Annotated in this window: 19 protein-coding genes and 1 riboswitch; of the genes, 7 read left to right on the plus strand and 12 right to left on the minus strand. The window is 73.9% G+C overall.

Going from position 1 to position 18,745, the window contains the following annotated elements; all coding sequences use genetic code 11:
* The 4 genes from AB0K14_RS15630 to AB0K14_RS15645 form a co-directional block, all read right to left on the minus strand.
* Positions 1 to 1,161 carry a cobalt-precorrin-4/precorrin-4 C(11)-methyltransferase gene (locus AB0K14_RS15630; RefSeq protein WP_360447364.1) on the minus strand — a complete coding sequence of 387 codons (1,161 nt, stop codon included), beginning with the start codon at positions 1,159 to 1,161 and terminating at the stop codon, positions 1 to 3.
* Positions 1,162 to 1,226: 65 nt separating this feature from the next.
* Positions 1,227 to 2,600, minus strand: coding sequence for a cobyrinate a,c-diamide synthase (locus AB0K14_RS15635; RefSeq protein WP_360447362.1), 1,374 nt, complete (start codon positions 2,598 to 2,600; stop codon positions 1,227 to 1,229).
* The gene (gene cobO, locus AB0K14_RS15640; protein WP_360447360.1) at positions 2,597 to 3,211 is read right to left on the minus strand and encodes a cob(I)yrinic acid a,c-diamide adenosyltransferase; all 615 of its coding nucleotides are present in this window, start codon (positions 3,209 to 3,211) and stop codon (positions 2,597 to 2,599) included. The genes AB0K14_RS15635 and cobO overlap by 4 nt, the downstream gene beginning before the upstream one ends.
* Positions 3,212 to 3,221: 10 nt before the next feature.
* Positions 3,222 to 5,198: a putative cobaltochelatase gene (locus tag AB0K14_RS15645; protein WP_360447358.1), complete on the minus strand. Its 1,977-nt coding sequence runs from the start codon at positions 5,196 to 5,198 to the stop codon at positions 3,222 to 3,224.
* 56 nt (positions 5,199 to 5,254) lie between these two features.
* Positions 5,255 to 5,351: riboswitch (cobalamin riboswitch) on the minus strand.
* Between the two features lie 108 nt (positions 5,352 to 5,459).
* Here AB0K14_RS15645 and AB0K14_RS15650 point away from each other — a divergent pair.
* Positions 5,460 to 5,855 (plus strand): DUF6247 family protein, encoded by a 396-nt coding sequence (locus tag AB0K14_RS15650; RefSeq protein ID WP_360447356.1) that lies wholly within the window; start codon positions 5,460 to 5,462, stop codon positions 5,853 to 5,855.
* 28 nt (positions 5,856 to 5,883) lie between these two features.
* Entirely contained in the window at positions 5,884 to 6,144 is a 261-nt protein-coding gene (locus tag AB0K14_RS15655) for a hypothetical protein (protein ID WP_360447354.1), read from the plus strand.
* Here the strand turns inward: AB0K14_RS15655 and AB0K14_RS15660 are convergent.
* Positions 6,096 to 7,313, minus strand: coding sequence for a cytochrome P450 (locus AB0K14_RS15660; RefSeq protein WP_360447352.1), 1,218 nt, complete (start codon positions 7,311 to 7,313; stop codon positions 6,096 to 6,098). The two genes, AB0K14_RS15655 and AB0K14_RS15660, sit on opposite strands and share 49 nt — an antisense overlap.
* A gap of 36 nt (positions 7,314 to 7,349) precedes the next feature.
* Between AB0K14_RS15660 and AB0K14_RS15665 the strand changes: the two genes are divergently transcribed.
* Positions 7,350 to 8,528, plus strand: coding sequence for an 8-amino-7-oxononanoate synthase (locus tag AB0K14_RS15665; RefSeq protein ID WP_360447350.1), 1,179 nt, complete (start codon positions 7,350 to 7,352; stop codon positions 8,526 to 8,528).
* On the opposite strand, the gene AB0K14_RS15670 is transcribed toward AB0K14_RS15665, so the two are convergent.
* Positions 8,482 to 8,940, minus strand: a complete 459-nt coding sequence (locus AB0K14_RS15670) for a GNAT family N-acetyltransferase (protein WP_360447348.1) — start codon at positions 8,938 to 8,940, stop codon at positions 8,482 to 8,484. The two genes, AB0K14_RS15665 and AB0K14_RS15670, sit on opposite strands and share 47 nt — an antisense overlap.
* A 20-nt stretch (positions 8,941 to 8,960) precedes the next feature.
* Complete coding sequence (locus AB0K14_RS15675; protein ID WP_360447346.1) at positions 8,961 to 9,680, minus strand: serine protease; 720 nt, start codon at positions 9,678 to 9,680, stop codon at positions 8,961 to 8,963.
* Positions 9,681 to 9,857: 177 nt separating this feature from the next.
* Here AB0K14_RS15675 and AB0K14_RS15680 point away from each other — a divergent pair, with 177 nt between their 5' ends.
* Entirely contained in the window at positions 9,858 to 10,463 is a 606-nt protein-coding gene (locus AB0K14_RS15680) for a LysE family translocator (protein WP_360447344.1), read from the plus strand.
* A 66-nt stretch (positions 10,464 to 10,529) separates the two neighbouring features.
* On the opposite strand, the gene AB0K14_RS15685 is transcribed toward AB0K14_RS15680, so the two are convergent.
* Together AB0K14_RS15685 and AB0K14_RS15690 are read right to left on the minus strand one after the other, a co-directional pair.
* Complete coding sequence (locus AB0K14_RS15685; protein ID WP_360447342.1) at positions 10,530 to 11,348, minus strand: serine protease; 819 nt, start codon at positions 11,346 to 11,348, stop codon at positions 10,530 to 10,532.
* 73 nt (positions 11,349 to 11,421) lie between these two features.
* Positions 11,422 to 12,444 (minus strand): M48 family metallopeptidase, encoded by a 1,023-nt coding sequence (locus AB0K14_RS15690; protein ID WP_360447340.1) that lies wholly within the window; start codon positions 12,442 to 12,444, stop codon positions 11,422 to 11,424.
* Positions 12,445 to 12,514: 70 nt separating this feature from the next.
* On the opposite strand from AB0K14_RS15690, the gene AB0K14_RS15695 reads away from it, so the two are divergent.
* The gene (locus AB0K14_RS15695; protein ID WP_360447338.1) at positions 12,515 to 13,447 is read left to right on the plus strand and encodes an alpha/beta hydrolase; all 933 of its coding nucleotides are present in this window, start codon (positions 12,515 to 12,517) and stop codon (positions 13,445 to 13,447) included.
* Between the two features lie 4 nt (positions 13,448 to 13,451).
* On the opposite strand, the gene AB0K14_RS15700 is transcribed toward AB0K14_RS15695, so the two are convergent.
* Together AB0K14_RS15700 and AB0K14_RS15705 are read right to left on the minus strand one after the other, a co-directional pair.
* Positions 13,452 to 14,300 carry a serine hydrolase gene (locus AB0K14_RS15700; protein WP_360447336.1) on the minus strand — a complete coding sequence of 283 codons (849 nt, stop codon included), beginning with the start codon at positions 14,298 to 14,300 and terminating at the stop codon, positions 13,452 to 13,454.
* On the minus strand, positions 14,297 to 15,238 hold the full coding sequence (locus tag AB0K14_RS15705; protein ID WP_360447334.1) for a LysR substrate-binding domain-containing protein: 942 nt from the start codon (positions 15,236 to 15,238) through the stop codon (positions 14,297 to 14,299). Before AB0K14_RS15705 ends, AB0K14_RS15700 begins: the two co-directional genes overlap by 4 nt.
* A 107-nt stretch (positions 15,239 to 15,345) precedes the next feature.
* Between AB0K14_RS15705 and AB0K14_RS15710 the strand changes: the two genes are divergently transcribed.
* The gene (locus AB0K14_RS15710; RefSeq protein ID WP_360447332.1) at positions 15,346 to 16,281 is read left to right on the plus strand and encodes an MBL fold metallo-hydrolase; all 936 of its coding nucleotides are present in this window, start codon (positions 15,346 to 15,348) and stop codon (positions 16,279 to 16,281) included.
* A 19-nt stretch (positions 16,282 to 16,300) separates the two neighbouring features.
* On the opposite strand, the gene AB0K14_RS15715 is transcribed toward AB0K14_RS15710, so the two are convergent.
* Complete coding sequence (locus tag AB0K14_RS15715) at positions 16,301 to 16,729, minus strand: hypothetical protein (RefSeq protein ID WP_360447330.1); 429 nt, start codon at positions 16,727 to 16,729, stop codon at positions 16,301 to 16,303.
* A gap of 97 nt (positions 16,730 to 16,826) precedes the next feature.
* On the opposite strand from AB0K14_RS15715, the gene AB0K14_RS15720 reads away from it, so the two are divergent.
* Complete coding sequence (locus AB0K14_RS15720) at positions 16,827 to 18,740, plus strand: patatin (RefSeq protein ID WP_360447328.1); 1,914 nt, start codon at positions 16,827 to 16,829, stop codon at positions 18,738 to 18,740.
* Positions 18,741 to 18,745: the final 5 nt, after the last annotated feature.

Below are 18,745 nucleotides of genomic sequence, written 5' to 3' on the forward strand. Positions count from 1 at the left end.
TCAGGTCACACGCTTGTTCTTCTTGGTCCGCGACGCGGCCGGCTTGCGCGGTGTCGTGCTCGCCCGCACGGTGGCGGGGTTGCGCTTCGCGGCGGCGGCGACCACGGGCTTGGGCTTCGGCCTGGCCGCCGGTTCGACGCCCGCACCCGCCGCATCGCCTTGGTCCGACACGTCCCGGTCCGACAAGTGCTGGGTCAGCACGCCCTGGTCGGGCGCACCCTGGTCCGACACGTCCTGGACCAGCTCCAACACCGGCTCGTCGGCGGGTGCCGGCTTCGGTCGCGACTGCCCGGAGCGCTTGGTGCGCGCCGTCTCCTGCCAGTCGTGCACGGCCGACCACGCCGCCGCGGCCGACGGCGACTCGCCGACCGACGACTTCACCACCGGTCGGTGCGCCCGCTTGGCCCACTTCGACGACCGCGGCCGGCGCGCCGGCTCGTCGCCCTCGACCACCGGCGCACGGCGGCGCGACGCGGGCGGCGCGAGCACCTTGCCGACCAGGAACAACGTGGTGCGGTAGAGCTTGTGCTCCTTCACGCACGCCTCCAGCTCGCCCACCGTGGTCTGCGCGACCGTCTCGTCGGGCAGGGAGACCTTGTACGCCACCACGACCGGCGTGTCGTCGGCGTAACCGCCCGCGCGCAGCCGCTCGACCAGCAGGCCGGCGCGCGCGCCGGACGCGGAGATCGCCATCGTGGTGCCGTGCGCGGCGAACTCCTCGACGTGCTCGGCGGTCTCGGGCCCGACCAGCAGCAACGACTGCGCGAGGTCCGAAGTGGTCAGCTCGCGGCCGACCGACGCCGCCGCGGCGGACACCTGCGACACGCCGGGCACGACGTCGGTCTCCAGGCCGAGGCGCTGGCACGAGTCCTGCTGGTCCCGCAGGCCGCTCCACAGCGACGGGTCGCCCGCGTGCAGCCGCACGACCCTGAGCTTGCCCGCCGACGCCCGCCGGTACACCTCGACCACGTCGGCCTCGGTGACCCGGGAGAAGTCGACCAGCTCGGCGTCCGGGCGGGCGTGCTCGCGCACGCACTCCACCTCGATCACGGTGGGCGCCCACAGCACGACGTCGGCCTCGGCTATCCGCTTCGCGCCGCGGATGGTGATGAGATCGGCGGCGCCGGGACCGGCACCCACGAAGGAGACCCGACCAGTCATCACAACTGCTCCCCACGACGTGTTCGGCTTGGTGGGCAAGGACCGTACCGCGCGAGCACGATCCACTAACGAGTGGCCTCGAAGCGCACGGACTCGTTCGCGCAGGCCCGCACGAAGCGGGTCACCGCCTCCGGCGCGGCCGCCGGGTGGGTGTGCAGGTACGACGCGTGCACCCGGCCGAGGACGAATCCTTCGGTCACCGGGCGCAGGTCGTGGCCGCGCCACTGCCAGGCCGGTTTCGCGCCGTGCGCCACGCTCAGCGCGGTGCGGTGGAACTCGTGCCCGGTGATCCGGGAGCCCGCGGGGGCCAGCACCGAGTCCTGCGGCGCGACGGCGTCGCGGTAGCCGAGGGTGAGCCGGGACGTCATCGCGCCCTCGGCGTCGATCACGCCGCACATCGGCACGCCGTCCAGGGAGTTCGCCAGGTACAGCAGGCCGCCGCACTCGGCGTGCACGGGCGCGCCGCCGCGGGCCAGGGCGGCGACGGCGGCGCGCAGCCCGTCGTTGGCCGACAGCTCGGCGGCGTGCTGCTCGGGGAACCCGCCGGGCAGCACCAGGCCGGCCGTGCCGTCGGGCAGGGTCTCGTCGCGCAGCGGGTCGACCACGACGACGTCCGCGCCCGCCGCGGCCAGCAGCTCGACCTGCTCGGCGTAGCCGAAGGTGAACGCCGCACCGCCCGCCACGGCGATCGTCGGCGCGCCCTCGACCGGCTCGACCTCGGTGCGCGGGTCCCACGTCGGCACGGCCATCGCGGGCACCTCGGCGGCGAGCCTGCGCACCGCGTCCAGGTCGACGTGCCGGGCGACCGCGTCGGCGATGGCGTCCACGGCGGCGACGGCCGCCGGTCCGTGCTCGGCCGCGGTGACCAGGCCCAGGTGCCGTGACGGGAGGGTGAACTTGTCGTCGCGCGGCAGCACGCCGAGCACGTCCAGCCCAACCTCGGCGCACGCGCCGCGCAGCACCTGTTCGTGCCGGGCGGAGCCGACCTGGTTGAGCACCACGCCGCCGAGCCGCACGGTCGGGTCGTAGCCGCGGAACCCGTGCAGCAGGGCGGCGAGGCTGCGGCTCTGGCCGCGGGCGTCGACCACGAACAGCACGGGCGCGGACAGCAGCTTGGCGACGTGCGCGGTGGACCCGATGCCCTCGGTGTCCACTCGCCCGTCGAACAGGCCCATCACGCCTTCCACCACGGCCAGGTCGCAGCCGCGGGCGCCGTGCGCGAACATGCTCGCCACCCGGTGCTCGCCGACCATGACCGGGTCGAGGTTGCGGCCCGGCCTGCCCGTGGCCACCGAGTGGTAGCCGGGGTCGATGTAGTCCGGGCCGACCTTGAACGGTGCCACCCGGTCACCCGCGCGGCGCAGCGCCGCCATCAGGCCGGTGGCCACGGTGGTCTTGCCGCTGCCCGACGCGGGCGCGGCGACCACCAGCCGGTTCACCACTCGATCCCCTTCTGGCCCTTCTGCCCTGCGTCCATCGGGTGCTTGACCTTGGTCATCTCCACCACCAGGTCGGCGGCGTCGACCAGCTTCGCGGGCGCGTACCGGCCGGTGATGACCACGTGCTGGTGGCCGGGCCGGTTGCGCAGGGCCTCCACCACCTCGTCCACGTCGATCCAGCCCCAGTGCATCGGGTAGGTGAACTCGTCGAGCACGTAGAGGCCGTGCCGTCCGGCGGCGAGCCGGCGGGAGATCTCCTGCCAGCCCTCGCGGGCGGCGGCGGCGTGGTCGTCCTCGGTGCCCTGCTTGCGGGTCCAGGACCAGCCCTCGCCCATCTTGTGCCACTCGACCGGGCCGCCCTCGCCGGTCTGCTCGTGCAGGCGGCCGAGCGCGCGGAACGCCGACTCCTCGCCGACCTTCCACTTGGCGGACTTCACGAACTGGAAGACGCCGATGGACCAGCCCTGGTTCCACCCGCGCAGCGCCAGGCCGAAGGCGGCGGTCGACTTGCCCTTCATCTCGCCGGTGTGCAGCACGACCAGCGGTCGGTTGCGGCGCTGCCGGGTGCTGAGCCCGTCGTCCGGGACCGTGGTTGGTTGACCTTGGGGCATTGCGACGCTCCTACGCGGCTCGGGCGGCGCGCACGACGCCGGCGACCTGGTCGGCGGACAGTTCTTCCAGGCGCACGCACGCCGCTTCGAGCGCGACCGCCACGCGTGCCGCCAGGCCGAGCCTGATCGGGCCGTGCTCGCAGTCGACCACCACCGACGCCACCCGGTCGGCGGCCAGCAGTCCGGCCGCGCGCAGCGCGTCGCGCATCGGGTCGCCGCCGGTGCCCGAGGCCGTCGCCCGACCGTCGGTGAGCAGCACCAGCAGCGGTCGGCGGCGGGGGTCGCGGACGCGTTCGGCGTCCAGCACGCGGCGGGCGCGCAGCAGGCCGTCGGCCAAGGGCGTGCGGCCGCCGGTGCGCAGGGCGCGCAGCCGGGCCGCCGCCGCGTCGACCGAGTTGGTCGGCGGCAGGGCGACCTGGGCCTCGCGGCCCCGGAACGTCACCACCCCGACCTTGTCCCGCCGCTGGTAGGCGTCGCGGAGCAGGGAGATCACCGCACCGCTGACCGCCGACATCCGCTGCCGGGCGGCCATCGAGCCGGACGCGTCGACCACGAACAGCACGAGGTTGCCCTCCTTGCCCTCGCGCACCGACAGCCGCAGGTCCGCGCCGCGCAGCTCAAGGCCCGGACCGCGGCGACCGCGGGCGGCCTGGTACGGCGCCGCCGCGCCGAGCGTGCCGACGACGTGCAGGCCCGTTCCATCCACAGTGGACGATCGGACCACCCGGCCGGTGCGCGCGCGGGCGCGGGACCGCTTGCCCGGCGCGCCCTCGCCGACCCCGGGCACCTCCAGCAACCGGGCGCGGAACGCGGGCGCGGGAGCGTGCGACCGCTCGGCCGAGCCCGCACCCTGACCGTCCGAAGTGGACTCCGGCGGCCCGCCGGGCGGCGGCGAGCCGCCACCGTCGTCCGGGCCTCCCGGGTCACCCGGGCCATCGGGGTCGTCCGGGCCCTCGGGGCCGTCTTCCGGTTCCCGCGCGGCCTCCTCGCCCTGCTGGAGGGCGTCGTTGAGCTGCTCCTCCTCCAGGCCGGGCTCGTCGAACGGGTCGCGGCGCTTGCGGTGCGGCAACGCCAGGCGGACGGCCGCCTCCACGTCCTCCTCGGTCACCTCCGCGGCACCGCGCCAGGCGGCGTGCGCGGTCGCCGTGCGGGCCACCACGAGGTCCGCGCGCATCCCGTCCACCTCGAACGCGGCGCAGATCCCGGCGATGCGGCGCAGCTCGGCGTCCGGCAGCACGACGTCCTCGAGCCGGTCGCGCGCGGCGACGATCCGCCGTGCCAGGTCCCGGTCGGTCTCCGCCCAGCGGGCGGCGAACCCCTCGGGGTCGGCTTCGTAGGCCAACCGCCGCCGCACGACCTCGGTGCGGGTCGGGACGTCCCGCGAGGCGCGCACCGCGACCGTGAGGCCGAAGCGGTCCAGCAGCTGGGGGCGCAACTCGCCCTCCTCCGGGTTCATGGTGCCCACCAGGAGGAACGACGCGGCGTGCGACACGGATACGCCTTCGCGCTCGACGTGCGCGCGGCCCATGGCGGCGGCGTCGAGCAGCAGGTCGACCAGGTGGTCGTGCAGGAGGTTCACCTCGTCCACGTACAGCACGCCCCGGTGCGCGGCGGCCAGCAGACCCGGCTGGTAGGCGCGGACGCCCTCGGTCAACGCGCGTTCGAGGTCGAGCGAGCCGATCAGCCGGTCCTCGGTCGCGCCGACCGGCAGCTCCACCAGCCGCGCGGGACGCCGTTGCGCACCCGCGCCGTGCGGCCCGTCCGGGCAGTCGGTGGGCGAGGTCGGGTCGCAGCCGAACCGGCAGCCCGGGACCACGTCCAGCTCGGGCAGCAGCGCGGCGAGCGCGCGCACCACGGTCGACTTCGCGGTGCCCTTCTCACCTCGGACGAGCACCCCGCCGATACCGGGGTGCACAGCGTTGAGCAGCAGAGCTGTGCGGAGGTCGTCGTGGCCGACGACAGCGGAAAAGGGGAAACGCGCGCCCATGCGGCGGTGTCCTTCCTCGGGTGTCCACGCCCGTGTCCGGTCGATGAGTCGGGGGTCGAGTTCCTGACTCCCGGCTCCTCGGTCCGGTCACAGTGGCGGGACCGCGCCGGATTCGCACCGGCTTCCTCGCACACCCCCTCTACAGCCTGGGCATCGTCGCACTTCGCCCGGCGCGCTCCAAGTCCGGCAGGGGCGAGGACGATCACACCGGCACGTGCCCGGGCGCAGGCTGGGCACCGGACACGGCGCTAGGATGCGGTCATGAGCCGACCGGCCGCGCGCTCCCCCGAACCCGCCCGCTCCGGGCGGCACTCGGCGGATGTCGACGGCCTGGAGCCCACGCCCGAGTGGGTGGGCGACACCGAGGCCGCCGCCCGGTTCGGCTCGCCGGAAGCCATCCGCGCCGCCTTGTTGCCCGAGCAGACCGCCGAGTTCGACGCCGCATTCGACGCCGCGCTCACCGCGGCCCGCCGGACGCTGCACCTCGACCAGTTGCGCGACACCTTGCAGGCATGGCGACGGATCGCGCTGCTCACCCACCGAAACCCCGCGGAGGCCCGGCGAGTGGCCGCCGCGATCGCCGACGTCCGGCGCACCGGTGCGCCGCGTCCCGGCAGCGTGGCGTGGGCGGACCTGCGCGCGCAACTCGACCGTTAGCGCCCACGCAGGAGCACTCGAACAGCACATGGCGTACGAGCTCGACGTCGACCCCGACGCACAGGACCAGATCCGCGCGCTTCCACCGGAAGGCCTCAAGGCGCTCGTCGAGGCGTTCGAGGTCTTGGTGCTCGTGCCGGAACGCGGTCGGCCGCTCAACCCCGACAATCCCGAAGGCGGGCTCTTCCAGCTCACCTTCGCGGGCGGTCGCGGCCTGGTCACCTACCTTTTGCTGAGAAGTCAGGCCCGCGTCGACGTGCTCGTCGTGACCTGGGTTTCGTTCGACTGACGGCCGGGTGCGCCCAGCTCGACCTCCACCCGCAACGGCGCGCGGAACGACAGCAGGCCCAGCATCGGTGGCGGTCCGGTCGAGGCCAGGCGCAGGTCGGGGAACCGGCGCGCGGTCTCGCGCAGGACCACCTCCGCCTCCAGCCGGGCCAGGCCCGCGCCCAGGCAGAAGTGCCTGCCGAAGCCGAACGCCAGGTGCTTGCGGGCACCCGACCTGGCCGGGCAGAACCGCTCGGGCTCGGGGAACACCTCCGGGTCCGAACCGCTGCCCGCGAGCATCAGCAGCAGCTGCGCGCCCGCCGGGACGTCCACCCCCGAGAGGGTGACCGGCTCGGCGGCCACCCGCCGCCAGGTGCTCACCGGCGGGTCGCGGCGCAGCACCTCCTCCACGCACGCGGCGGCCATGCCCGGCTCGCCCAGCCGTGACCACAGGCCGTCCTCCCGCAGCACCGCGTGGAACGCCGAGCACAGCAGCTGGGTGGTGGTCTCCTGCCCGGCGATCAGCAGGAAGTAGCAGAGCCCGGCCGCGTCCCGGATCGGCACGCCCTGCGCGCGCAACGCGCCGAACAGGTCGTCGCCGCCGGGGTCGGCGGCCTTGATCCGGGAGGTCAGCCACTGGTGGAACGCGGCGGTGGGACGGGCCAGCTCGTGCTGCCGCGCCACCGTGACGTCACCCCAGAACAGCTCCAATGACGCCGTGCTCCACGCCTTGAGCGCGTCGACGTCCACCTCGCGGATCCCCATGACCTCCAGCAGCACGATCGCGGGCAGGTCGCGGGCCAGGGCCGGGTGCAGGTCGGCACGCCCGCTCAGCCGGTCCAGCCGCTCCCCCGCCAGCTGCGCGATCCGCGGCCCCATCGCCGCCACCCGCGCCGGCGTGAGGAACCGGGCGACCAGTCGGCGCAGGTCGGCGTGCGTGTCGGTGCCGTTGTTGGCCAACGTCGGCGGCAGCGAGAAACCCGCGCGGGCCAGCACCCGCAGCACCGGCCCCGCGATCGGGACCACCGCGGTCAACGCGTTGTCCGGGTGGAAGCGGCGCGGGTCGGCCAGCACGGCGCGCACGTCGTCGTAGCGGCTCACCAGCCACAAGCCGGTCCGCTCGTCGCGGTGGACCGGCGCGTTCTCGCGCAACGAGCGCAGGTCGGCAGGCTCCGGCTGGAAGAGGTCCACGCCGGCACCGTAGCCGCAGGATGCGACACTGCCGGCGTGAGCGTGCGCACAGGTGACTCGGTGTTCGACTGGATCGACACGCGTGCCGAGGCCCGCGCGAAAGCCGGCCTCGCCCGCCGGGTCCGACCCCGCCCGGCCGACTCGACGAACCTCGACCTGGCGTCGAACGACTACCTCGGCCTGGCCCGCGACAAGCGGGTGACGGGTGCCGCCGCGGCGGCCTCGCTGCGCTGGGGCGCGGGCTCGACCGGGTCGCGGTTGGTCACCGGCTCCACCGAGCTGCACACCGAGCTGGAGTACGAGCTCGCGAACTTCTGCGGCGCGCAGTCGGCGCTGGTGTTCTCCTCCGGCTACCTGGCGAACCTGGGCGCGCTGACCGCGCTGTCCGGTCCGGGCACCGCGATCGTGGCCGACCAGCACATCCACGCCTCCCTGATCGACGGCACCCGGCTGTCCAAGGCCGACGTCGTGGTCGCCGGGCACTGCGACGTCGACCAGGTCACCCACGCCCTGTCCACCCGCGGCAAGCGGCGGGCGCTGGTGGTGACCGACTCGGTGTTCTCCGTGGACGGCGACCTGGCGCCGCTGGCCGACCTCGCCGCCGCCTGCCGCGAGCACGACGCGGCGCTGATCGTGGACGACGCGCACGGGCTCGGCGTCATCGGCGAGGGCGGGCGCGGCGCGGTGCACGCGGCGGGCCTGGCCAAGTCGCCCGACGTGGTGACCACGGTGACCCTGTCCAAGTCCTTGGGCGCGCAGGGCGGCGCGGTGCTCGGACCGAGCCGGGTGATCAAGCACCTGGTGGACACCGCGCGCACGTTCATCTTCGACACCGGGCTCGCGCCGGCCAGCACGGCGGCGGCGCTGGCCGCGCTGAAGGTGCTGCGGGACGAGCCGGAGCGGCCCGCGCGAGCGCTGGACGTGGCTCAGGACCTCGCGTTCCGGCTGAAGGAGGCCGGGTTGCGGGTCAGCACGCCCACCGCGGCCGTGGTGTCCGTGCAGGCGCCCTCGCCCGAGGCGGCGTTCGACTGGGCCGAGGCGTGCCGCGCGCAGGGCGTGGTCGTCGGCTGCTTCCGGCCGCCGTCGGTGCCCGACCGGATCTCCCGGCTCCGCCTGACCGCCCGCGCCGACCTGTCCGAGGGCGACGTCGAGCGCGCCGTGCGGGTGATCACGGAGACCGGCGCATCCGCAGGTGCGGTATCCCGTCCTCGATGAACTCGGCGCCCTGCGGCTCGAAGCCGAACGACGCGTAGAAGTCGACCACGTAGGTCTGCGCGTCCAGCACGCACTGCGCCCGGCCCACCTCCGCCAGCGCCGCCTCCACCAGCCGGCGGCTGTAGCCGCGGCCGCGCGCGGCGCGGGCCGTGCAGACCCGGCCGATGCGGAACGTGCCGCCGGGCTCCTCCAGCAGCCGCAGGTACGCCAGCGGTTCCGGTGAGTCGTCGGCCTCCAGCCAGAAGTGACGGGTGCCCGGTTCGAGGTCGCGCCCGTCCAGTTCCGGGTAGACGCAGTTCTGCTCCACCACGAACACGTCGGAGCGCAGCTTGAGCACGGCGTAGAGCTGATCGGGCGTCAGGTCGGCCGACCACTGCCGGCGCAACGTCGCCGGGTACGGGTGTGAGCGCACCCCACTGTGGTACCACAGTCTCAGATTTGGTCCCGGTACCGGCTCAGCCGCGTGTAGACGCCGGGTTGGCCCGGCCGGGCGCAACCGCGGCCGTAGGACACGACGCCGACCAGCTCGCCCGCCACGGTGAGCGGTCCGCCGGAGTCGCCCTCGCAGGCGTCCTTGCCGCCCTCCGGGTAGCCGGCGCACAGCATCCCGCCCGGCCGGTAGTCGGGGACCTCGGCGGCGCACTCGGCGTCCGCGCGGATCGGCACGTCGACCTCGCGCAGGCGTCGGCTGGGCGCGCTCAGCTCACCGGTCCGACCCCAGCCGTAGACCGTGGCTTGGCCCGATGTGGCGTCGGCGATCCGGATGGGCCGGTAGGGCAGCGGGGTGGCGAGGGTGAGCGTGGCCACGTCGTGACCGGCGGACACGTCGGTGAACGAGGGGTGCCGCCAGAGCGCGGCCACCCGCACCGCCCGGCCGGCGCCGGTGTCCAGGTCGGCGCGACCGGCGACCGCGGTCAGGTCGGCGGGCCGCCGGTCGCGGTCGCCGAGGGCGGTGCGCGCGACCGTGCAGTGCGCGGCCGTGACCACCTTGTCCGGCGCGACCAGGGCGCCACCGCAGAAGAAGGCGCCCCCGTCGAACAGCGCCACCGCCCACGGCGTCGCGGGCGCCTCCCGGCCACCCACGATGGCGTCCGCCGGCAGCGCGGACAGGATCAGCACGAGAACGGCGAAGACCGGCGCGCTGATGCGCATGGAGCACTCCTCCTACGACGTGTGGCCGAACGGGCACCGACCGTAGCGGACCGCCGCAACGGGCGTCACCGTGGGATGGAATCCGAAAATTCTGTTGCTAGGATGCTCTAGCGCCGAAGATTCAACGGCCAGTGAGGCAGATCACGACGGTCTGTCCGGAACATGAAGGACGTTTCCATGCACCTGGACTTCACCCAGCTGCCGGCGTTCCTGATCGCCTGCGCGGTGGTCGTGCTGACCCCGGGCGTGGACGCCTTCCTCCTGCTGCGCACCTCGATGCGGTCCGGCACGCGCGCCGGGCTGCTGGCGCTGGCGGGCATCCACACCGCGGCCTTCGTGCAGGTGGCGCTCGTCATCTCGGGCCTGGGCGTGGTGATCGCCCGCTACCCCGCCGTGCTGACCGGCCTGCGCTGGATCGGCGCGGCGTACCTGCTCTACCTGGCGGTGTCGATCACCCGCGGGCTGCTGCGGCGGTCGGGCGGCGAGGTGGTGGCGGTCACGCCCCGACCGTTCCGGCAGGGATTCCTGACCAACATCACCAACCCCAAGATGCTGCTGTTCTCGCTGGCGTTCCTGCCGCAGTTCATCGGCACGGGCGACCCGGCGTTCCAGCTCGGGATGCTCGCCGCGGTCTTCCTCGGGCTGGCCGCGCTGTGGGAGCTGACGATCGTGGTGGCCGCGGCGCGCGTCGCCGGTTCGTTGCGCCGACCCGGCGTGACGACGGCGCTGGACGCGGTGTGCGCGGCGGTGTTCCTCACCATGTCGATCGGGCTCGTGCTCTAGGGCGCCCGACGCCTCCCAGTTCCGGTGTGCGGACCCCCGAGGCCCGAGGGTCCGCACACCGCCCCATCAGGTCCCGATCTGGTCCTGGATCACGTCGGCGTAGGCGGCGACCTTGCCGTAGATCCCCGGCTTGCCCTCGCGGGCGCAACCTTCACCCCAAGAGGTGATGCCGATGAGCTTCCCGCCGGCCACGAACGGACCACCCGAGTCACCCTGGCAGGTGTCCACGCCACCCTCCGGGTAGCCGGCGCACGTCATCTCAGCCGGGTCGTACTGCGGGTACGCGTCCCGGCAGTAGTCGTCCTCCATCACCGGCACGGTCGCGCCCAACAGGTACCGCGACAACGCGCCCTGCTCGCTGGTCCGCCCCCAGCCCAGCACCAGGCCGCTCGTGCCCGGCTCGTACAGCGCGCCGTCCGACGGGCCGGCGAGCGGCAGGGGCGTCTGCTCCACCGGCGAGCGCAGCGTCAGCACGGCGACGTCCGCGCCCTGGTCCGCGGCCGCGAAGTCCGGGTGGATCCAGATGGCGGTCAGCCGCAGGACCCTGCCCTCGCTGCCGTTGCGGTCCTCGCGGCCGACCACCACCCGCGTGTTCCTGGGCGTGCGCGCGGTCGCGCAGTGCGCGGCGGTGACCACCTTGGTCGGCGCGACCAGCGTGCCGCCGCAGAACTGGTTGCCGGCGGAGTCCGTCAGGTACACCACCCACGGGTGGTCCTCGATCGACACCCGTCGGCCACCCACCACGCGGTCGTCCACCACGCGGCCGTCCACCGCCGGGCCGTTCACCGCCGGACCGTCCACCAGCGGGCTGTCCGCGCGTTCGTCCGCCGTGGCGGTGCCCGCGAGAGCCATCAACAACGTCATCGACAACGCGGCAAGCCGCATCGGCCCCTCCTCCTGATCAAAAGTCTCCAGGAGGAGGTTAGTCAGAACAGCCGATCCCGCTGGACCAAGTGGACTAGTCCGCTCCGGTGAACTTGCCGCGCACCCGACCGGCCGCGCCCACGAGCACGTCGCCCACCTCGTTGATCACCTTCATCAGCGGGTCCTCGGACTGGGCCGCCGACTCCTTGTACGACCGGGCCGCGGACCTGATGTCCTCGGTGAACGAGCTCGTCGGCCGGTCGTCCTCGCGCCGCTGGTACTCGCCGGTCAGGATGGCGCGGTACTCCTCGCCCGCCGCCCACCTCTGCAGCTCCGCGGCGCGCACCACGGCCATCGGGTGGGTCAGGGGCCACGTGCGGATCAGCTTGAGCACGCTGTCGCGCACGTCCTCGACCTGCTCGTACTCCTTGGCCTGCTTGAGGAACTCGGCGGTGTCGACCCGGGTGAGGTCCATGCCGCCCGCCATGGCCACGTGCACCCGCAGCGCGGCGGCCGGGTCCTGCGCGCACAGCAGGCCGGCGCGGTCGCAGGACAGCTCGGTCTTGCGGTACCACTCGCGCAGCGCGGCGATGATCGCGGTGATCGCCCAGTAGCCCCCCGGCATCCAGCCCAGGCCGTGCTGCAGCTGCATGAGCCGTTGCAGGATCGTCTGGTACAGCGCGTGCCCGGACAGCACGTGGCCCATCTCGTGCCCGATGGCGAACCGCAGGCCGTCGGCGTCCAGCAGCTCGATCAGGCCCGTGGTGAGCACGATGAACGGCTTGTCGATGCCCAGCGTCATGGCGTTGGGCACCGGGTCGCGCTTGACGAACAACTCCGGCACCGGGTCGACGTCCAGCGTCGCCGCCGTCTCCAGCCGGAGCCGGTCCAGCTCCGGGTACTGCTTCGGGCCCACCCTGATGCTCGACGCCAGGTAGCCCAACCGCTCGCCGCGTTCCGTGAACGCGCCCGCCACCGCCTGCAACACCGGGCCGATGCCCGGCACCGCGCGCAAGACCGCCAACGCCCCCCGGTCGACCGGGTGCTCGTACGCCCGCGGGCTGATGCCCGGGAACCGCACGCGCGCGCTCGACCGTTCGATCTCCTCGCTGCTCATGCCTCCCACAGTGCCACGACAGGGCACCCGCCTCTCCCCGATCGGACGAATCGGCGTGCACACTGGCCCGGTGAACGCAGACGTGCTCGGCACCGACTACGAACTCCGCGCGCTGCCCCTGGGCGGCGGGGACACGACCGCCACCCTGGTCCGCCGCCGCGCGCGGCCCGCCACCCGGGGCGCGGTGCTGTACGTGCACGGTTTCGCGGACTACTTCTTCCAGCGGCACGTCGCCGAGCACTTCACCGCGCGGGGCTTCGACTTCTACGCCATCGACCTGCGCGCGTACGGGCGGTCGTTGCGGCCGGGCCAGGTGGCGAACTTCGTCACCGACCTGGCCGAGCACTTCGAGGAGATCGACGCGGCGGCGCGGGTGATCCGCGAGGAGGACGGGCACCGGCACCTCGTGGTGATGGGTCACTCGACCGGCGGCCTCATCACCAGCCTGTGGGCGCACGAGCGGCGTTCGGACGACCTGCTCGACGCGTTGGTGCTCAACAGCCCCTGGCTCGACCTGGCCGAGCCGTGGTTCGTGCGGACGGTCGGCACGGCGCTGGTGCGCGGCGTCGGCCGCTTCGCGCCGCGACTGGTGCTCAAGCCCGGCCTGGGCCCGGTGTACGGCGAGAGCATCCACCGCGACCACCAGGGCGAGTGGGACTTCGACACGGCGTGGAAGCCGATCGAGGCGTTCCCGGTGCACGCCGGGTGGCTGCGCGCGATCCGCCGCGGTCACGCCCAGCTGCACCGGGGCCTGGACGTCCGCCCGCCCGTGCTGCTCCTGCGGTCCGGTCGCAGCCACCTGCACGCGAAGCGGTGGACGCCCGAGGCGATGACCGCGGACACCGTGCTGGACGTGGAGCACATGCGGCAGTGGGGGCCGAAGATCGGCAAGCGGGTGACGATCGTGCCGGTGGAGGGCGGCATGCACGACCTGTTCCTGTCCGCCGAGCCGGTGCGCAGGCGTGCGCTGGCCGAGGTGGACGAGTTCCTGGACCAGGTCTGAACGGTCAGCGCAGGTGCTCGACCGCCAGCCGGGCCGCCGTGCCGATCACCGCGTCGGCCGCGGGCAGGGTGAAGGCCGTGCTCGCGCTGCGGGTGCACACCGCCACCGCGTAACGGCCCCCGTCCGGGTACTCGACCACCCCGATCTCGTTGCGCACGGTCGGCAGGGTGCCGGTCTTGCCCGCCACCCGCACGTCGTCGAACGGGAAGCCGGACGCCAGGCGGTGCGGCCACACCTGCAACGCCATGGTCCGGCGGATCGGCGCGCACCCGTCGTGCTCCCACACGTGCCGCAGCAGGGTGGTCAGCTCGCGCGGCGTGCCGCGGTTGGTCCGGTCGGGGTCAAGGGCGCGCAGCCGTGACAGCACGGCGGGATCGGTCAGGGCGCCCGGCAGCACGTCGGGGGCGGCGTCCTCGGCCGCGGTGCGCGTGAAGTCCCGCGTCCGGTGCACCACGAGCGTCCTGATCAGCCCCAGCTCCCTCAGCGCGCGGTTGACCTCGTCCAGGCCGATCAGGTCCACCAGCGCGTCCGCGGCGGCGTTGTCGGACACCGTGACGGCGAGGTAGGCCAAGTCGCGCAACGACATCGTGACCGGGTCGAGCATCCCGCCGACGCCCGTCGGGCCCGTGCTGCGGTCGTGGTCGAGGGTGATCCGGCGGGTCAGGTCGAGGTCGCCGTGGTGCAGCGCGACGACCAACGGGATCTTGAAGACGCTCGCCAGCACCACGGGGTCGTCCGCGCCGACGGACACCTCGCGTTCGGGGTGGTCGAGGTCGACGGCGTGCAGCCGGCCGGTCACCCCGGCGTCGGCGAACGCGGCCCGCACCCGCGCGGCGGCGCGTGCGGCGGTCATGCCAGGTACTCCGCGGCCGGGCGCGGGTAGCGCGGCAACGTGCCCTCGGCGTGCCGCATCCCCTGCGCGGTGAGGACTTCGGTGACGGCGTCGGCGAACGCGGTGACGGCCGGGGTCTGCCGGCCGCGTGGCCAGGCGGCCGACGTCCGCCAGAGCAGGGGTGTGCCGCGCAACGGCCGCCAGACCGCGTCCGGCGGGGGTGCGACGCCGTCGTGCAACGCCACCGCGCCGCCCGCCAGCACCAGGCCGAGCGCGAACTCCGGGTTGCCCGCCTGGTGCACGTCGGCGGGCGTGTAACCGTGCCGCGCGCACGTGGTCAGCACCTCGTCGTGCAACGCGGGCGCGGTGGCGCGCGGGAACAGCACGAGCGCCAGGCCGTTCAGGTCGGCCAGCCGGACCTCCCGGTCGGCGGCCAGCGGGTGCTCGCGCGGCAGCAGCACGCCCAGCGGGCTGGTCAGCACCGGCCCGAGGGTCAGCCACGACACGTCGAACGGGAACCGCAGCACGCCGACGTCCAGGCTCCGGTCGGCCAACGCGCGCAACTGCTCGGCGGTGCCGATCTCCCGCAGCCTCAGCTCCACCGTGCTGCGACGGCGGAACGCGGGCAGCAACGCGCCCACCGCACGCCCGCCCAGGTCCGGCGGCACGCCCGCGCGCAGCGACCCGGCCTCGCCGTTGCGGAACCGCCCGGCCGACGCCCGCAGCCGGTCCTCGCCCGCCAGCAGGTGGCGGGCCTCGGCGAGGATGTGCCTGCCCGCGTCGGTTAGCGCGACGTGCCGGGCGTCGCGGTCGAGCAGGCGGACGCCGAGCTCCCGCTCCAGGCGTTGGATGCTCTGCGACAGCGGCGGCTGGGACATGTGCAGGCGGGCCGCGGCACGACCGAAGTGCAACTCCTCGGCGACCGCCAAGAAGTACCGCAGGTGCCGCAACAGGTCCACGAGCAGCGATGATAGCCGTTCGCATATCGCAACCCCGGTGATATCGGACTTGGACACCCCGGTCGCGCACTGGTCTTGTCGGTGGCATGTGCGTGAGCAGGCGACAGGTGTTGATCGGATCGGCGGCCGTCGCGGTGGCGGGCGCCAGGCCCGGAGTGGCGAGCGCGGCCGGCACGGCGGCCGCGGCGGAACCCGCGTCGACGTCGGGCGGCAGCGGGGTGAGCCTGCGCTGGCTGGGCGTCGCGGGGTGGGAGCTGCTGGTCGACGGCCGCCGGGTGCTGGTCGACCCGTACCTGAGCCGGTTGCCGGTGTTCGACGACGAGGGCGGGTTCATCGCCGACCACCCGCTGGCGGTGCGCACGGACCTGGTGGACCGCCACCTCGGCGAGCGGCCGGAGTTGGTGCTGGCCACGCACGGCCACTACGACCACCTGCTGGAGATCCCGTACGTGGTCGAGAAGCACGGTTCGCGGGTCATCGGCACCGAGACCCACCGGCACCTGCTGACCGCGCAGGACGTGCCCGGGGACAACGTGGTCGTGGCGTCCGGCGGCGAGCACCTGGACTTCCACGGCTTCACCGTCCAGGTGTTCCGCAGCCTGCACAGCCAGTTCGGCGCCTACGGCTACTTCGCGCCCGGCAGCCTGACCGCCCCGCCACCGCGACCGGCCACGATCAGCGACCTCGTGGAAGGCGGCTCACTGGCGTACATGATCACCGTGCGGAACTTCTCGGTGCTGTTCCTCTCCGGCACGGCCAACTACGTGGAGCGCGAGATCGCCGGCCTGCGACCGGACGTCCTCGTGCTCGGCATGAGCGGTCACGCAAACGTTTACGACTACACCGCGCGCGCCCTGCGGGCGACCAGGCCCAAGCTGCTGGTCCCGAGCCACCACGACGACATGGTGACCCAGCTGGACGACCCGGCCCTGCCGCCGCGCGGCAACCCCGCGGCCGCGGCCGAGCTGACCGCGACGGCGCGGCGGATCGGGCTGGCGGCACGCGTGCTCGACCCGGAGGTCCTGCGCTGGTACGAGCTGTAGGCGCGCACGGCGCCGGGGCTCACACCTCCAGGTTGAAGTGCGGCAACCCCTCGTCCACGCCGAACCCCGTGCCGCCGACCAGGTCGCACAGGTGCCGCGCGATGCGGGCGCTGAACCCGGCGGCCTCCAGGTCGTCACCGCGCGGCTGCACCGGCCCTCGCAGCCGCAGCACCTCCACATCGTGCTCCGCGGGCGGGTTGCCGCCGATGTACCGGGCCAGGTCCCGGTTGACCACCCAACCCCACACGTGCACCCGCGCCGGTTCGCCGCCGGTCGGCCGCCACAGGGCCACCCGCGCGTAGGTGGCGTCGTCGTCACCGCCGACGGACACGGTCGCCTCGAACAGGGGCCCCCAGTCGTACCGGTCGCGCTCCCGCAACCGGCACACCTCGACCAGGTCGCGCAGGGCGGGTTCCAGGCGGCGCGCCATCATCTCCGAATAGACCACCGCGCCACCACACCACATCGGGAACGTCCCGTGAACAACCGATCGGTCTAGCGCCACGCCGCCGGGCTCGGGAGATCATGGTGGGCGGGAGGTTCCCATGGCCGAGGACTTCAACCGGTACTGCGACCTGACCATGCGGGGCGGGACGGCGAGCGGGGTCGTCTACCCGTTGGCGGTGGTGGAGCTGGCCCGGCACTACCGGTTCAAGTCGTTGGGCGGCGCTTCGGCGGGCGCGATCGGGGCCGCGTTCACCGCGGCCGCCGAGAAGGGGCGCGACCAGGGCGGTTTCCGCAAGCTCGAAGAGGTCGTCGACTGGTTCGCCGCGCCCGGCTGGCGGCTGGCGCAGCTGTTCCAGCCCAGCGGGCACACCCGCAAGCTGTACCGGATCGTGGCGGCCTCCATGCAGCGCCGCGACTCCACCGGCCGCAGCCCGCTCACGTGCCTCCTGCTGGCCCTGATCAGCGCGATCGGGTGGCGGGCACGGGCGTTCCTGGCGGTGGCGCTGGCGTTGTGGCTCGTCGGACCGACGCTGTGGTTTCACTCGGTCGAGTGGGGTTCCACGCCGACGTGGGTGCTCATCGGCCTCACCGCCGTGGTCCTGGTCGGGGTGCCCGGGATCGTGCTGCGGGTCCTGCCGAAGGGCCGGGACGCCTGGCTGCGCCGCGCCGGTACCGCCCTGCTCCTGGTCGTCCCGCTGGTCCCGGTCGCCCTGAGCACGCGGTGGACGGCGCGGGGCCTGGCGAGCGCGGCCACCGCCGCCGGGTGGTGGCTGGTGCTCGGCTTCGCGTTCGTCAGCGCGGTCGCGCTCACCTTCGGCCTGGGCGCCAAGCGCTTCCTCGACCGGATGGCCACCACCATCCACTTCGGACTCGTGCCGGGCACCGGCGAGTTCCGGCCGTCCTTCTGGGACCGGCGCTGCGGTGTCCCGGCGTCGACCGGCGTGCCGCCGTTGAGCGACTGGATCGCCGACCGGCTGGACGACCTGTCCGGCACCGCGGACCTGACGTTCGACGACCTGACCACCAACCTGGTCCTGATGACGACGGACCTGTCCGAGGGCCGCCCCTACCGGCTGCCGTTCACCGAACCCGCCGACGCGTGGCTGTTCTGCCCGACGTGCCTGAAGAAGGTCCTGCCGGGCCGCACCGTCGACAAGCTGGGCGACGACGCCACGGAGCACCAGTGCCCGTTGCACCCCACCGAGGCCGTGCGCGTGCTGCCGGAGAACCTGCCGGTCGCGCTGGCCGTGCGGATGAGCATGCCGTTGCCGGGCCTGATCGCCGCGGTCCCGCTGGTGCGCGCCGAGCCGGAGCCGCGCGTGCACTGGTTCTCCGACGGCGGGATCACCAGCAACTTCCCGATCCACTTCTTCGACAACCTGCTGCCGCGCTGGCCGACGTTCGGGCTCTCGCTGCAGTCCTACCCGCCGGGCGACGACCGGCCCGTCTGGCTGCCCGGGCAGGACGCGTCCACCAGCGGCACGCCGTGGCGCGGCATCGGGCTGGTGCGGCACTTCGCGTCCGCGATCCTGGACACCATGCTGGACTGGCGCGACACCATGCAGTCCGCGCTGCCCGGCTACCGGGGCCGGATCGCGCACGTCCGGGTCGGCGCGCTGGAAGGCGGCACGAACCTGTTCATGCGCCCGGAGACCATCCGCGCCCTGGCCGAGCGCGGTGCGGAGGCCGGGCGGCTGCTGCGCACCCGGTTCACCGAGGACGGCGGCGACAAGACCGACCGCTACCGCTGGATCCGGATGCGGCTGGCCATGCGCGAGTACCGGCAGCTGGCCGAGCAGTCCGGCGAGCGCGGCGAGCTGTACCGAGACCTCACCGCCCGCTACCGGATCCCGGAGGACCTGCACGAGTGGTTCACGACCCCGCCGACCGGCCTCGACCCGCACGCGCGGGACATCGGCCTGACCCTGGACGCGCTGGGCGCGATGCCCGACGGCCCGTTCGACGGCGAGCCGCCCGTCGACCCCGACCTGCGCCTGACCCCACCGGAGTGACGGGG

It is taken from the genome of Actinosynnema sp. NPDC050801 (assembly GCF_040673975.1).
Taxonomy (GTDB): Bacteria; Actinomycetota; Actinomycetes; order Mycobacteriales; family Pseudonocardiaceae; genus Actinosynnema.

Coding starts and splice junctions, on each gene's coding strand:
- AB0K14_RS15630 (WP_360447364.1), bottom strand. CDS start 1,161: ATGACTGGTCGGGTCTCCTTCGTGGGTGCCGGTCCCGGCGCCGCCGAT.
- AB0K14_RS15645 (WP_360447358.1), bottom strand. CDS start 5,198: ATGGGCGCGCGTTTCCCCTTTTCCGCTGTCGTCGGCCACGACGACCTC.
- AB0K14_RS15650 (WP_360447356.1), top strand. CDS start 5,460: ATGAGCCGACCGGCCGCGCGCTCCCCCGAACCCGCCCGCTCCGGGCGG.
- AB0K14_RS15720 (WP_360447328.1), top strand. CDS start 16,827: ATGGCCGAGGACTTCAACCGGTACTGCGACCTGACCATGCGGGGCGGG.
- AB0K14_RS15700 (WP_360447336.1), bottom strand. CDS start 14,300: ATGACCGCCGCACGCGCCGCCGCGCGGGTGCGGGCCGCGTTCGCCGAC.
- AB0K14_RS15655 (WP_360447354.1), top strand. CDS start 5,884: ATGGCGTACGAGCTCGACGTCGACCCCGACGCACAGGACCAGATCCGC.
- AB0K14_RS15685 (WP_360447342.1), bottom strand. CDS start 11,348: ATGCGGCTTGCCGCGTTGTCGATGACGTTGTTGATGGCTCTCGCGGGC.
- AB0K14_RS15680 (WP_360447344.1), top strand. CDS start 9,858: ATGCACCTGGACTTCACCCAGCTGCCGGCGTTCCTGATCGCCTGCGCG.
- cobO (WP_360447360.1), bottom strand. CDS start 3,211: ATGCCCCAAGGTCAACCAACCACGGTCCCGGACGACGGGCTCAGCACC.
- AB0K14_RS15690 (WP_360447340.1), bottom strand. CDS start 12,444: ATGAGCAGCGAGGAGATCGAACGGTCGAGCGCGCGCGTGCGGTTCCCG.
- AB0K14_RS15675 (WP_360447346.1), bottom strand. CDS start 9,680: ATGCGCATCAGCGCGCCGGTCTTCGCCGTTCTCGTGCTGATCCTGTCC.